General features: G+C 70.4%; 10 protein-coding genes. 1 reads left to right on the forward strand and 9 read right to left on the reverse strand.

Going from position 1 to position 12,393, the window contains the following annotated elements; translation table 11 throughout:
* Positions 1–13: 13 nt before the first annotated feature.
* The 5 genes from JMV16_RS06610 to JMV16_RS06630 form a co-directional block, all read right to left on the reverse strand.
* Complete coding sequence (locus JMV16_RS06610) at positions 14–2,368, reverse strand: phosphocholine-specific phospholipase C (protein ID WP_201493395.1); 2,355 nt, start codon at positions 2,366–2,368, stop codon at positions 14–16.
* Positions 2,369–2,551: 183 nt separating this feature from the next.
* A complete protein-coding gene (locus JMV16_RS06615) occupies positions 2,552–3,532 on the reverse strand; it encodes a Bug family tripartite tricarboxylate transporter substrate binding protein (RefSeq protein ID WP_201493396.1) in 981 nt (326 codons plus the stop codon).
* An 8-nt stretch (positions 3,533–3,540) separates the two neighbouring features.
* The gene (locus JMV16_RS06620; RefSeq protein ID WP_236580391.1) at positions 3,541–4,860 is read right to left on the reverse strand and encodes an esterase-like activity of phytase family protein; all 1,320 of its coding nucleotides are present in this window, start codon (positions 4,858–4,860) and stop codon (positions 3,541–3,543) included.
* Positions 4,830–5,798, reverse strand: coding sequence for an alpha/beta hydrolase (locus JMV16_RS06625; RefSeq protein ID WP_201493397.1), 969 nt, complete (start codon positions 5,796–5,798; stop codon positions 4,830–4,832). Before JMV16_RS06625 ends, JMV16_RS06620 begins: the two co-directional genes overlap by 31 nt.
* A gap of 14 nt (positions 5,799–5,812) precedes the next feature.
* Complete coding sequence (locus JMV16_RS06630; RefSeq protein WP_236580392.1) at positions 5,813–6,430, reverse strand: hypothetical protein; 618 nt, start codon at positions 6,428–6,430, stop codon at positions 5,813–5,815.
* A gap of 258 nt (positions 6,431–6,688) precedes the next feature.
* Here JMV16_RS06630 and JMV16_RS06635 point away from each other — a divergent pair, with 258 nt between their 5' ends.
* A complete protein-coding gene (locus JMV16_RS06635) occupies positions 6,689–7,573 on the forward strand; it encodes a hypothetical protein (RefSeq protein WP_201493398.1) in 885 nt (294 codons plus the stop codon).
* Here the strand turns inward: JMV16_RS06635 and JMV16_RS06640 are convergent.
* The 4 genes from JMV16_RS06640 to JMV16_RS06655 form a co-directional block, all read right to left on the reverse strand.
* On the reverse strand, positions 7,534–8,499 hold the full coding sequence (locus JMV16_RS06640; protein ID WP_236580393.1) for a HupE/UreJ family protein: 966 nt from the start codon (positions 8,497–8,499) through the stop codon (positions 7,534–7,536). The genes JMV16_RS06635 and JMV16_RS06640 overlap by 40 nt on opposite strands.
* On the reverse strand, positions 8,496–9,386 hold the full coding sequence (locus tag JMV16_RS06645) for a peptidyl-prolyl cis-trans isomerase (protein WP_201493399.1): 891 nt from the start codon (positions 9,384–9,386) through the stop codon (positions 8,496–8,498). The genes JMV16_RS06640 and JMV16_RS06645 overlap by 4 nt, the downstream gene beginning before the upstream one ends.
* Positions 9,387–9,489: 103 nt before the next feature.
* Positions 9,490–11,772 carry a hypothetical protein gene (locus JMV16_RS06650; protein WP_201493400.1) on the reverse strand — a complete coding sequence of 761 codons (2,283 nt, stop codon included), beginning with the start codon at positions 11,770–11,772 and terminating at the stop codon, positions 9,490–9,492.
* Positions 11,773–11,935: 163 nt separating this feature from the next.
* Positions 11,936–12,376, reverse strand: coding sequence for a copper chaperone PCu(A)C (locus tag JMV16_RS06655; protein ID WP_201493401.1), 441 nt, complete (start codon positions 12,374–12,376; stop codon positions 11,936–11,938).
* Between the last annotated feature and the right edge of the window lie 17 nt (positions 12,377–12,393).

The raw sequence follows: 12,393 nt of genomic DNA on the forward strand, positions 1-12,393 counted from the left end.
GGTTGGCCCCGCTTCAGAAGCTGTCGGCCAGGCCCATGGCCGGATCGCTCACCGAGTGGCGGCCGGTCTCCATGCGGCCGGCCAGGCGGCGCAGAAAGCTGGGGTCGGCAGCGCTGGTGACGATGAAGTCGTACCACCAGCCGGTGGCCTCCAGCTTCCAGTGCAGCGATTTCTCGTCGCGGCCGTCCAGCCTGATCTCCCAGGCCGTGCCGCGGCCGGATTTGCCGGAGCCGCCCGCGGCCAGCGCGCCGTAGCGCTTGTTCGAGCGCACCTGCAGCACCACGGGCGCATCGCCCTCGTTGCGCGCTTCCAGCTTGAGCACGCCGCTGCGCCCCTCGTAGCTGACCCGCACCTCGGGCGCTGCCGCCTGCCGGCCGCGCAGCGCCGTCAGGTCGCCCTTGAAGCGGCGGTGAAAGCCGTTGGGGCCCAGCACCCACAGGTCGTAGCGGCCGCCGTTCTCGGCCTGCACGGCCCAGACGTCGTCGAGCTGCTTGTCCGGTTGCACCATGTAGCGGCGCGGACGCGGGTACTGGCGGTCGCGGAATTCGAGCAGAGCCAACGGGTCGGCCGGCACCGGCTGTCGGCTGGGCATGGCGTCGAGCTTGAGCTTGTCGTAGACGTGGAACACGGCGCCGGCGCGGCCGGTGTTGCGCAAGGCCAGGCGCACGCCGCCGCTCGGCTGATCGATGTGCGAGGTGACGTGCAGCTCATAGGGCAGGGCGCGCGACGGGCGGTAGCCCGGGGCCTGCACCGGCAGGCCGCGATCAGCCGGCGGCCTGATCTGCGGCAGTGCCTGCTGGGCGGCGCGCAGCGCATCGGCTTCGGCCATCGACTTACGGCCCGCCAGCGTGGGCAGAGGCTCGTTGTTGGGGTTGGCGAAGTTGAAGGCGCTGGTCAGGTCGCCCAGCGCGGCGCGCCGGAACGGGCTGATATTGGGCTCCATCACGCCGAAGCGCGCCTCGAGGAAGCGGATCACCGAGGTGTGGTCCAGCGCCTGCGAGTTGACCCAGCCGCCGCGGCTCCAGGGCGAGACCACGTACATCGGCACGCGCACGCCGGGGCCGAAGACGCGGCCGTCACCGGCGCCGTAGTCGAAGTTGCCGCCACCCTGGCGGGGCTGGCCGGTGGTGCCGGGGGGCGAGGGGTAGGTGTTGTATTCGAAGGCCAGGTCGGCGGCCGACAGCGTGGTCTTGCCGGCCAGCGTGCCATCGGGGTTGCGCGAGGGCGCGGCCGGCGAAGGGTAGTGGTCGAAGTAGCCGTCGTTCTCGTCGAAATTGATGAACAGGACGGTCTTGCTCCAGACCTCGGGGTTGGCCGTCAGCGCATCCAGCACCTGCTGGATGTACCAGGCGCCCTGCACCGGGCTGGAGGGGCCGGGGTGCTCGGAGTAGGTGGCCGGCGCCACCACCCACGACACCTGCGGCAGCTTGCCGTTGCGGCAGTCTTCCCGGAACTGCCGGAAGTAGGAATCGGCGTTGTCCGGCGTGCCCGGCATGGTGTTGGCCACGCCCTTGTAGAGCGGGTTGTGGGCGTCGTCGCTGGCCGCGTCATAGGCCGGGTAGGGGCCGCCATCGGTGCCGACCGGCTTGCCCGACGCCACGTTGGCGGCGCGGTACTGCCTGAAGCCGACCAGCGAGTTGTCGCCGAAGTTGTCGGGCATGTTCTCGTAGACGATCCAGCTCACGCCGGCGGCCTGCAGGCGCTCGGGGTAGGTCACCCAGTCGTAGCCCACATTGCCCGTGTCGGTGGGGCTGAAGCCGTCCCACTCGTTGTTGAGCGAGGCCACGCCGGCGCCGGTGGGGCCATTGGTGCCGGTCCACAGGAAGAGGCGGTTCGAGTTGGTGCCCGTGTGCATGGAGCAGTGGTAGGCGTCGCAGGTCGTGAAGGCATTGGCCAGCGCGAACTGGAACGGCAGCTCGGCCTGCTCGTAGTAGGACATCGAGAAGTTGTTCTTGACCGCGGGCCAGTAGCCCAGGCGGCCGTCCAGCCAGGCGAGCTGGCCGTCGACCCAGCTGTGCGGCGTGCCCGACACGCGCTGGGCGTTGCCCTGGGTGGCGTCCAGGTGATAGGGCAGCACCGGATTGCCGGCGAGGTCGAGCTGTTCCCAGACGCTGCGGCCACCAGGCTGCGGGACGGTGAAGCGGTCACCGAAGCCGCGCATGCCCTTGAGCGTGCCGAAGTAGTGGTCGAAGGCACGGTTCTCCTGCATCAGGATGACCACATGCTTCACGTCCTTGATGGTGCCGGTCTCATGAAAGGCCGGGATTGCCAGGGCCTTGCGGATGCTGGGCGGAAACGCGGTGAGCGCTGCAGCCGCGACGCCCGATTGGGCGGCACCCTGGATGAACTTGCGACGAGAGGTTGTCATGGCGATTCTGGCTCCGGTGGCTGAGGGACGTGGCAGGCATGGGGCCTGGGTCGAGCTTTGCCGTTGCCAGCAGAGCATCGGCAGGCCATGCTTGCCCGGGCCGGTGACAGCGCCGTGTAAACCTCGGCCGGGCGGGCCGCGAGTCCTTGGTGATTCGTGGGGGGTGGCCGGGCCCGGACTTGGTCAGTCCATCACCAGCTGGACGGCGCGCACCGCCTTGCCCCACTTGTCGATTTCGGCGCTCACGAAGCGGGCGAATTGCTCGCTCGCCTCGCCGCCGGTCTCGGCGCCTTGCTGGTGCCAGATGCTCTTCATCTCGGGCGCCTCGAAGGCGCGTGCGACTTCGCTGCGCAGCCGCGCATTGATGGCCGCCGGCACCGCCGCCGGTGCCCACAGGCCGTACCAGGACAGCGATTCGAAGCCGGGCAGGCCGGCCTCGGCCGTGGTGGGGATGTCGGCAAAGGCCTCGGGGCGCCGCGGCGAAGTGACGGCCAGGGCGCGCACCTTGCCGGCGCGGATGTGCGAGGCGGCGCTGCCCAGGCCTTCGAAGATGAGCTGGATCTCGCCGCCGAGCAGGGCCGTCATCGCCGGGCCCGAGCCCTTGTAGGGGATGTGGGCCATGGCCATGCCGGTGCGCGCATTGAAGACCTCGCCGATCAGGTGGCGCGTCGTGCCATTGCCCGAGGAGCCGAAGTTCACCTTGCCCGGGTTGGCCTTGCACCAGGCGATGAACTCCTGCAGCGTCCGCGCCGGCACCTCGTTGTTGACCACCAGCACATCGGGCACATAGGCGATGCCGGTGATGGGCGTCAAGTCCTTCTGCAGGTCGTAGCCGAGGCGGCGGTAGGCGGTGACCGCCACCGTGTGGTGGACGGCGCCGACGAGAAAGGTGTAGCCGTCGGCCGCGGCCTTGGCCGCGGCATCGGCGCCGACCGTGCCGCCGGCGCCGGCGCGGTTGTCGATCAGCACCTGCTGGCCCAGCTGCGTGCTCAGCTTGGCGGCCAGCGGCCTGGCAAAGGTGTCGGTGCCGCCTCCGGGCGCGAAGGGCACGATGAGCCGGATGGGCTTGGCCGGCCAGGCCTGCGCCCGCGCCCAGGGGGCGGCGACGCAGGCGGCCAGGCCCGCCACGACCTGGCGGCGGTTGGGGTGGGAGATGGCTCGCATGGCGCGGCTCAGTCCTCGTCCTTGTCGTCGTCGTGCCCGTCGGCCACCAGCGACACCGGCAGCCGGATGCGCAGGAACTCGGTGTCGTCAGACGCCAGGGCACGGCCGCCGCCGTAGGGGAAGTTGTTGTCGTTCACCACCAGCAGCGTGCGCGGGTCCAGCACCAGCACGTTTTCGATGGTGACGTAGGGCAGGGTGAAGAGCGCGCTGCCGTCGCCGTTGAGATCGTGCGGGTCGGCCAGCTTCATCAGGTCGACCAGTTCCGTCTTGCGCGCCACACCGCCGGCGGCCACGTCCTCGAGGTCGATCAGGTAGACCTTCTTGAACGGCGCCAGGGCGGGCGTGGTGGCGGTGCCGCCGTTGCGCTCGAGCACCACGAAGCGCTTGTCGTCGACGGCCACCATGTCGCCGATGTTGGTGCCGGCGGCCTCCAGCGGATAGAAGAAGCGGCGGCCGGTGTAGCGCTCGCTGGCGATGTCGAACTCGTCGATGCGCAGGGTCTTGTCGGGGTCGCCAGAGACGCCGCGCTCGAGCAGGGTGTACAGGCGCGTGCCGCTCTTGTTGATGGCCATGCCCTCGAAGCCGCCCGAGCCGGGCAGGTTGGCCGCCGCGCGGCCGGCCGCCACGTCCTTGTGCTGGGGCGCATAGACGCCCGGCAGCGCGATCTCGCTGCGCAGCACCGTGCCCTGGGCATTGGTCTTCACGAGGTAGGGGCCGAACTCGTCGCCGAACCAGTAGTTGCCCCAGCGGTCCTGGCGCAGCGATTCGACGTCGAAGTCGGCGCCGGTGAGCAGGCGGCCGGCGCGGATGGCCGGGTCCACGGCCGGGTTGGCGGGGTTGTTGTAGTAGTTCGCGTGGTCGGCCTGGATGGGCAGCGTGAGCTGGCGGCGCGCGTCATTGAGCTGCAGGCGCGTGTGCAGGTCGAAGGCCGGGCGCGTGCCGCCCGACAGCCAGTCGGCCGGCGCCACGGTGCCGGCGCCGCCGCGCACGCCGCGCCAGTTGACCTGCACGCTGTAGGCGCGCAGCACCGAGTCAGCCGAGTTGCCCTGGCCGCCGAAGCCGTTGTCGACCAGGAAGCGGAAGACGTTCTTGCGCGGGCCGGGCAGCACGCCCGAGAAGCCCTGCACCGGCTGGCGGTTCAGGTAGGGCGGCAGGTTGCTGCCGTAGGGATTGGGCGCGGCGAACTGGCCCGAAGTGGGGCCGTCGGCGAAGCTGGCGGCGGGCATGCGGGCCCAGCCGGTGAGGGTCTGCGCGGTGGCCGCATCGGACATCAGCAGCGCGGCGGCCAGGGTGGGAATCAGGTGCAACTTGAGGGGGACGGCTCGCATCGGGGGGCTCCGGTCGGTCGGCGTGAACTGGTGGGTGATCTGGACGGGGCCAGGGCGCCGGCGATGCTGGCCGTTGCGGATGTCGCTCTGATGACCGGCGGCGCTGCCGTCGCCCGAAGCAGGCTGTCCAGGTAGTCGGCGAGCACGGCCTGGGCCGGCACGCAGCGCGGCAGGCTGCGGTGGTGCTGGCCGTCGAGCTGGCACAGAGTGACGGTGCCGGCGATGAGCCGGGCGATCTCCCGGCTCGCCCGCGGCGGCACGCGGCGGTCGCCGCGCGCCATCAGCACCAGGGTGCGGCAGCCGACCCCGGGCGCATGCGGCGTTGAATCCATGGCGTGGCGCAGCAGCGGCGCGGCGGGGGCCAGCAGCGGATGCATGCGCGCCAGCCGGGGCAGGCTTGGGAAGGGTGACAGCAGCACCAGGGCCTGGGCCCGCACCTGACTGGCCAGGCGCAGCGCCACTGCGCTGCCCAGGCTGCGGCCCATCAGTACCACGGGCCCGTCCTGCGGTGCCAGGAAGGCATCGAAGATGCGGCGCGCATCGGCCATCACCGTGGCCTCGCTGGCGGTGCCGGTGGAGCCGCCGAAGCCTCGGTGGTTGAGGGCCAGCACCGACCAGCCGGCGTTGTAGGAACTCATCTGTGGCGCCCAGGCGACGTGTTCGCCGCGGCCGCCGAAGTAGAGCAGGGTGCCAACCGCGGAGCCCTGCAAGGGCCGCGACCGCCAGCCCTCGAGCACTGCGCCGCCCGCCACCGGCAGTGACAGGCGTTCGATCGCGAAGCTGCCGTCGTGCGGCCCCGGCGGCAGCGTGCGTAGGCGCCGCGGCGGCTTGAAGATCAGGCGGCGCTGGCCAGTGGCCGCTGCCGCCAACCCGAGGGCCCACAGGCCGATGCCGCCGCCGGTCGCCAGGCCCAGCGTGCCGAGGGCTTCAGGCCACATCGCCTGGCGGCAGCTCAGGCCCGGGCTTCGATTTCTTCCGCCTGCATGGGGTCGTAGCGCTGGCCGCTCAGCAGCGCCAGCGGCGACTTCCAGTAGATGGCGATGTTGTGGAAGGGGTCGGTGATGATCTTGGTGGCCCAGGCCAGGCCCCAGGCCGGGCTGCGCAGGAAGAACAGATGTACGGTGCGGAACAGCAGGCCGCCGGCGCCCAGCGCGAGCCAGCCCAGGCCCACGTCGTGTACATAGCCCTGCAGGCCGTCCTCGGGCTGGATGAGGCCGAAGAGGGAGGGGCTCAGCCCCAGCAGCAGCGGCAGCATCAGCCAGATGCCGATGAGGACGGACTTGCGCTGCATGTTGAAGCCGACCTTGATCGCCTCCTTGTGCGAGTCGGTGGCCTGGTTGATGCGGTCGTAGCCGCGCGGCTCGAAGAAGATGTGGCCCGATTGCCGCGTCACCATGCCGACCAGCCAACCCACGATCGCCGCCGCGGCGGGGTCGACGAAAAGCAGGCCGTAGGCGACGACGAAGCTGATGGCGCTGACGAGGTGCAGCGTCTGGTTGATGCGGCACTGGTGGTAGTAGCGGTGGTCGTCGTGGCGCAGCACTTCGACCTTGTTCATGAACTCGCCCACGGCTGGCTCCCGGTTTGAAAAGGATGTCCGTAGCGTGACGTTCGTCTGTGGCGGCCCTTTGACAGATCGGCGTCGCCAGCGTGTCAGTCCTGGATGCGCGCCCGCTGCGCACGGCCAGCGGACGCCTGCGTGTTGTCCAGCTTGCGCCGGCCCATGAAAAGTGTATAAACGGTTTATACCGTTCATACACTTCCGGACCATGGAACTCAAGATCGTGACCCGCCCGCCTGTGTGCGGGCCCCATGCAGGGGGAAGGCCATGAGCACGGGCGTGCTCTCCTGGTGGTTGTTCCTGTGCGGCGCGAGCCTGCTCAATGTGCTGGCCTGGACCGCCTCGGTGGCCGCCTTGCGGCGCCGCGCCTCGTCCATCCCGCCGCAGACCTGGCTTCTGCTGCGCCTGCAGTTGCTGCTGTCGGCGGGCTATGTGCTCGGCTGTGCCTACCGCTCGGTGTTTCCGGTCTTCGACGTGCAGCGCCTGTGCCTGGTGGACAGCTGGCTGTCCAGCGTGATCGTGGGCCGCACGGTGGCCACCATCGCCGAGCTGTGCTTTGCCGCGCAGTGGGCCTTGCTGCTGCAGACGCTTGCGAAGGCCACGGACAGTCCGTCCGCGCTGCGCGTGTCCCGCGCGGTCGTGCCGATGATCGCCGTGGCCGAACTGTGCTCCTGGAACGCCGTGTTGACGACGTCCAACCTGGGCCACGTCATCGAGGAATCGCTCTGGGGCCTGTGCGCCGCTTTGCTGGTGGTGAGCTTCGCGCAGCTCTGGCCGGGGTGCCGCCGCGAGGCGCGTCCGCTGCTGGCCGCCACCTGCACCATCGGCCTGGCCTATGTGGCCTATATGTTCCTGGTCGATGTGCCGATGTACTGGGCGCGCTGGGTGACCGACACCGAGCAGGGGCGTCCCGTCCTCAGCCTGGCCCAGGGCCTGGTCGATGCGTCACAGCGCTGGGTGGTGTCGCACCGCTGGGCCGACTGGGAGACCGAGGTGGTCTGGATGTCGCTGTACTTCAGCGTCGCGGTCTGGCTGAGCATAGGCCTGGTCCACGCGACGGGCCGCCTGGGCTCGGCCTTCGAGCCGAGGCTGACATTCGCGGGCAGTCGCGCTCAGGCCAGTATGGCCACCACGCGCGTCCACGACCAGTAGGCCGCCATCGAGCCTATGGCGTAGAGCGCGGGGCTCACCAGGCGCGGCGCCCAGGCCTGCCGGCCCGCCCAGCGCACCAGGGCCCAGGCCAGGGCGACGCAGAACAGCTGGCCGATCTCGACCCCCAGGTTGAAGCTCAGCAGGGCCGCCACCAGGTGCTGTTGCGGCAGGCCGATTTCCTGCAGCACGCCGGCGAAGCCCAGGCCGTGAACCAGCCCGAAAACGAAGGCCACCAGCGCCGGCAGGCGGCGCGACAGCGTCGCGCGCCCGTGCAGCGCCTCGCGCGCCACCAGCACGATGGACAGCGCGATGCAGGCCTCCACCGGCGCCGGCCGCAGGCTCAGCCAGCCCAGCGCGGCGCAGGCCAGCGTGAGACTGTGCGCGGCCGTGAAGGCGCTGATGGTCCACACCAGCTGGCGCCGGAAGCCCACCAGGAAGAGCAGGCCGGCGACGAAGAGCAGGTGGTCGTAGCCGCTCAGGATGTGCTCGAAGCCCAGCAGCGTGTAGGCCCAGGCGATCTCTCCCAGCGCCCGCTGGTCGTCGGCAGAGCCGAACAGCTGCACCACCGGCTGGCGCGCGGTGAGCGTGTAGACGCGGGTCTGGCCGTCGCGCCAGTGGATCCGGACCAGCGCCGCCGAATAGCGCTCGCCCACGCCTTCGATGCGCAGCGGCCCCTTGAGGCCACCCGCTCCGCAGTGCAGCAGGTTGTCCTGGGCGACGCAGCCCGCGGGCCACACCGGGCTCAACTCCGAGATCGCCGGGCGGTTGCCGCTGGCCACCCACTGCCAGACGAACTCGCCGGGCCCGGCCTCGTGCATTTCCATCTCGGCCATGCTCAGCTCGTGCGCCCGGGCGCCCACGCAGGCCAGCGCCAGCGCCAAGGCCCACAGCAGCGCACGCCAGCCGCGTCGGATCGTGCCGCTCATCGCGCCGTCTCTTCGAAGCGCAGCGTGTAGCGCTGGCCGCGCACGCGCACGGCGTCGGTGCGCAGGCGGGCCATGGTGGCGTCGGTCCAGTCGGCCTGGACGACATTGCGCAAGGCCTCGAAGCGGGCCGGCCGCGCGGGGGTGACGGCGTCCAGCCGCATCACGCGCAGGCCTTCGCGCGTGGGCAGCACCCGCCATTCGCCGGCCGGGCCTTCTTCCAGCGCCTTGGCGAAGTCGGCACCATAGCTTTGCAGCAGGTTGTCCAGCGGCCGGCCCTTGAACACGCGCAACCCGGCCTTGGCGTCGCCCGGCGTGCCGGTGTTCAGGGTGCGCGCAAAGGCACGCACCGCGTCCTCGTTGCTGTCGGCGGCCAGCACGGCCTCCTGGAAGTCGTAGCGCGTCGGTTCGTCGTACTTGGCGCGCTGGGCCTCGAACCAGGCGCGCAGTGTCGCCTCGTCCACGGGCGGCAGCTTGACGCCGGTCTCGACCACCATCAGCGCCTTGAAGATGACGCGGTCGCGGATCATGGTGTCGCCCTGGTCGACACCCAGGGCCAGTCCTTCGCGGTAGAGGATCTCGTTGTCGATCCAGCGCCGTGTCAGCGCTTCCAGCTCAGTGGCATTGGGCTCGCGGTTGCGCGCGGCGCGAAAGGTCTTGCGCGCCTCGTCGGCGACGGCGCGGTCGACGACGATGGTGCGCGGGTCGTCGCGCTGCGCGACGATGAAGTGGTCGACCGCGAAGACGAGGCCGCCCAGCACGACGAAGTGCAGCAACGGCTCGCGCAGCCAGCGCGGCCAGGCGCGGTGCAATGCGGGAGAGGCCGCTGCGGCGAGCTTGGTAGCGATCTCGGTCGTGGTCTCTGGGCTCTCTGAATAGGCAGAGGACATCGGCGTTCCGTTCGGATGGCTGTGCGGGCCTGCGGGTCGGGCCCGCAATGGGAATGGCGCCGCGCGTGGCCGCGCGGCGCCATTGGGGGAGCGATGGCGCGGCTTATCGGACGCCGGCGACGGCGCTCGAGCCCTTGACCTCGACGAAGACCGGGTTGCTGTAGAACCAGAGGTCGGCCCAGGCCGCCACGTCATAGGCCGAGAACTTGCCGGTGTAGCTGCCCAGCGTCTTGGTCGGCAGGTGCGAGGGGCAGCCGTCGAACTCGGTCGTGCCCACCGTCGTGCAGGGGATCTTCAGGAAGGCGTTCTCGGCAAAGCCGTCGCCGCTGGTGGCGGTGGTGGCGTTCACGGCGCCGGCATTGGTCTCGAGGTCGCGCAGCGGGTTGCCGTTGGCATCGGTCTCGAAGGGCACGCTGGCGGGCAGGTTGGTGCCGCGCAGGCGCAGGTACTGCGAGGCCTTCACCGCCGGGATGCGCAAGCTCATCTTCAGCAGGCCGTCGCCGATGGCGGTCCAGGTCTGGCTGTTGAAGGTCTTGTGCAGCGTGGCACTGGTGTTCCTGGCCGCCGCGGGCACGGTGGCCAGGTCGGGGTTGAAGGCCCAGTTGTTGGGCCAGGTGCCGGCGTAGTCGGCCGAGCCCGGCGCCTTGTAGCCGCTGACGAAGCCGCGGATCACGTCGATGTGGTCGAGCACCGGCTTGTTCAGCGGCTGGTCGATGCCGATCTGCTTGAGCGAGGGGTTGGCGAAGGTGTAGGGCGCGTAGTTGGTGCCCGCCGGGTCGCGCACGACGATCACCACCGTGAGGTCGGTGCCCGGGCGCACCACCAGCTTCTGGCCCATGGTGGCGCAGCCTTCGATGGCGACCTCGGTGTTGGCACGCGCGGCGTGGACGGCCGCGCTCTCGAAGCCGCGGTGGCGGCCGTGCTCGCGTCCTTGACCTTCCTTGCCGGTCTTGCTGCTCTTGCCGTCCTGGCGGTGCTCGTCGGCTTCACGCTCGCTGGCGCAGACGGCGAAGGCCAGGCGGTCGATCAGCTGGCCGCTGGTGGCGTAGTTGTTGCCGCTGCGCAGGCCGTCGACGATGGTCTGCGGGCGCAGCTTGTCGGCACCGTTGCGCACGAAGGTGTAGTTGCGCTGGTACTCGCCGGGCAGGAAGTCCTGCGTCGAGCGGCGGTCGTCGGCGCTGAACTGGCCGCGGTTGTGCCAGTCGGAGCTGGCGAAGAACCACCAGTTGCGGCCTTCGCCAAGCAGGGCGTCCCAGACGCCGCCAATCTGCGCGGCATAGACGCCGGTGCCGCCGAAGGTGGTGCCGCCGGCCGAGTCGACGCGCACGCCGGCAATCAGGTTGCGGCGCGGCGCGTACTCGCCGCGGTCCGACGAGGCGCCGTGGCCCGGCTGCGACTCCATGCCGAAGGCCACGCGCGGCGCGGCGTTGTTGAGGTTGCGCAGGTGCTCGATGTTGAAGCCGTTGTTGCCGTCGGGGTTGAAGGGGCCGGCGCGCTCCAGGTGGGCCGGCACGTAGTAGCTGCCCTCGCCATGGAAGGCGGCCATCCACTTGACCGCCTCCACCGTCTTGTTGTGGCCCTTGACGCCGCTGCCGGCGCCGCCGGCGGGCACCAGCTTGGCCGCCAGCGCGCTCCAGCTCGCATCGGCCGCGTTGGCGCTGCCCGGCACCGAGCAGTCCCAGCCCTGGCCGCCGCCGCGGCTGGTGTCGGTCACGCCGCGGTCGAAGCAGTAGGCCCACTGGCCCAGCGCGTTGGCATTGCCCTGCGCGGTGTAGGGCGGCGCGCCCGGCAGCACCGCGGTGTCCAGGGCCAGAGGCATCTGGCCGGTGATGACCGACATCGAGCTGTGCTCGTGGCCGGCAACCACCGATTCGATGCCCAGGAACATCGGCTTGTTGTCCTTGGCCGCGAGGTATTCCAGCACCGGGTACTGGAACTCCTGCACCGCCTGCCAGCGCCACATATTGCGGTTGGCACCGCTGCCGCTGACGTCGCCCTTGACCGTGACGCCGCTGGTCACCCAGGTCGTGTTCGGGCCCTGGCCCGCCACCAGCGGGTAGGCCGGCGTGGCCAGCGATTCATCCTCCACCAGCGTGCAATTGCGGTTGCCCGAGCCGCCGTGGCCGGCCTGCACGAACCAGTCGAGCCCGTAGGTGCCGTCGCCCTTGTCGGTGGACTTGCGCACCAGCTTCTGCATCGAGATCGAGCCGTCGGAACAGGTCGTGTGGTTGTGGAAGTCGCCCGACACATAGCGGCCGGCGGTCTTGGTCGCACGGTGGCCTTCCTTCTCGGACGGCCCGGCGGTGGCCAGCGTCACCATGCCGGCGGCGCTGACCGCTGCCAGCACGGCGGTGGCCACGGGGTGGTGGCTGAATCTGAACTTCATGGAAGGATTCCTGTCTCGAATGGGGGTGGAGGCGGTCGGGTGCTGCAGGCATCCGCCGGGTTGGGCCTGGGGACGGGAAGAGGCTAGGGAGGCGAGATGTCGGCGCCGTGACCGCGCCGCGACCCCCCTTGAATGAAGGCTCGGGCGCTCTTGGCGCTGGCCCTCAGCGGAAGCGGCCGTAGTCGACCGTGAGGTTGGCCTTGAAGACACCGGCCTTCTCGAAGCCCAGGCGCAGCGGGTAGCTGCGGCCGAGCTCAAGCGGAAATCTCAGCCCCAGCAGGCGCACATAGGTGCCCGCTTCCTCCAGATGGACGGTCTGTCCCGCGGGGATCAGGAAGTCCACATGGGGCAGCGCCAGCTCGCCCGCCATCTCGGCGCGGGTGGCGATGGGCGTTTCCACCAGCACCAGGCGGTCGGCCTCGACCACCTCGTCGAACTTCATGCACAGCACGGCCGTGTCGCCGTCGCTGGCGCGCGTCCAGGGGTGGGTGACGCGCAGCGTGCCGGTGGTGAACTCGCAGGCGCGCGCCGCGGGCAGGGCCAGCGCTGCACCCAGCGCCAGGCCGGTGCGCAACAGCTGGCGGCGCAAGGGGGTTGCATTCATGGCTTTGGTGCCTCCAG

Origin of the sequence: Rubrivivax sp. A210 (assembly GCF_904426505.1) — a bacterium.
Lineage (GTDB): Bacteria > Pseudomonadota > Gammaproteobacteria > Burkholderiales > Burkholderiaceae_C > Rubrivivax.

Bases quoted from the DNA above. Each gene is read 5' to 3' on its own strand.
- JMV16_RS06615 (WP_201493396.1), bottom strand. From the start codon at position 3,532: ATGCGAGCCATCTCCCACCCCAACCGCCGCCAGGTCGTGGCGGGCCTG.
- JMV16_RS06640 (WP_236580393.1), bottom strand. From the start codon at position 8,499: ATGAGCGGCACGATCCGACGCGGCTGGCGTGCGCTGCTGTGGGCCTTG.
- JMV16_RS06625 (WP_201493397.1), bottom strand. From the start codon at position 5,798: ATGTGGCCTGAAGCCCTCGGCACGCTGGGCCTGGCGACCGGCGGCGGC.
- JMV16_RS06655 (WP_201493401.1), bottom strand. From the start codon at position 12,376: ATGAATGCAACCCCCTTGCGCCGCCAGCTGTTGCGCACCGGCCTGGCG.
- JMV16_RS06610 (WP_201493395.1), bottom strand. From the start codon at position 2,368: ATGACAACCTCTCGTCGCAAGTTCATCCAGGGTGCCGCCCAATCGGGC.
- JMV16_RS06645 (WP_201493399.1), bottom strand. From the start codon at position 9,386: ATGTCCTCTGCCTATTCAGAGAGCCCAGAGACCACGACCGAGATCGCT.
- JMV16_RS06650 (WP_201493400.1), bottom strand. From the start codon at position 11,772: ATGAAGTTCAGATTCAGCCACCACCCCGTGGCCACCGCCGTGCTGGCA.
- JMV16_RS06620 (WP_236580391.1), bottom strand. From the start codon at position 4,860: ATGCGAGCCGTCCCCCTCAAGTTGCACCTGATTCCCACCCTGGCCGCC.
- JMV16_RS06635 (WP_201493398.1), top strand. From the start codon at position 6,689: ATGAGCACGGGCGTGCTCTCCTGGTGGTTGTTCCTGTGCGGCGCGAGC.